Here is a 971-nt window from a genome sequence, read left to right as displayed (position 1 = left end):
TCCCCAATGTTGCCGCGCCTGTTTTGAAAGGCAAACAATACACAACTCTCGAAATGCTAAAAACACCGCGCTTCTATCTGATCGCGCTGTCCCTTATGTTTGGTACTTCTGTATTTTTTATTATTCTCCCCAGCCTCAAAGAATTGGCGATAAACAGAGACCTTGCCTCTTTCGCAACGGGGCTTGTTATGTTCACTGGTATAGCCAACGCGCTCGGCAGGCTTGGCGCGCCGCTTATGTCCGATAAAATCGGACGCGAAATGGCAGATATAATCATTCTTGCCGCAACAGCACTAGGCGCGTTCGGACTTTGTTTCGCCAGCGGAATTCTTCTGATAGTGATCATCGCAGTAGTCGCCTTCTGTTACGGCGGCTATTCAGGACTGTATCCCGTTCTTACTTCCGAAAATTTCGGCATTAAAAACATCGGCTCTAACTACGGCGCGGTGATGGTGGGCTTTATGCTCTCTGCGTTGTTATTCCCAATCGTGTTCAAAAAACTTAATTTTGTGCTATAATATGGCGATTGATTCAGACGATGTATAAGTTGTATAATTTAGAAGACTAAAACCATGACCCTATACCACGGTAGCGACCAAATAATAAAATCCTCTGAACTTCGCTCCTCACCCAGAACTCTCGATTTTGTGTCGGAACGTTTTCTTTCTTTTATAAAATATACAAATTTTATTGAAGTTACAAATGGTTGACACTCAATTCAAGGCGACACTAGAAATGCTAATTCCTCTTGTTATCAGAGAAATAATACAAAGCCGCAAAGGGCATAACAAGGAAAGAAGTAATTACGCTTTTTTATTCCGTTTCTTTTACTTGTTTTAAGTTCATTAACTTTAAAATGATAACCAGTACCACGCCGACTACCGCCAGAGCGCCGAGAGCCATAAATTGTAACTGTTGACTATTAATTTTTTTGATCACGATTGGGAATAACAACGCAGAGAGCATAAAGC

1 protein-coding gene is annotated in these 971 nt (G+C 41.8%); it reads left to right on the top strand.

Annotation, left to right across the window (positions count from 1 at the left end):
- A partial coding sequence (locus ACYVTD_RS14045; protein WP_461248346.1) for an MFS transporter occupies nucleotides 1-518 on the top strand: 518 nt, incomplete at its 5' end.
- Between the last annotated feature and the right edge of the window lie 453 nt (nucleotides 519-971).

The organism is Treponema sp. R6D11 (assembly GCF_054786075.1).
This window is presented reverse-complemented; position numbering and strand designations above follow the sequence as displayed.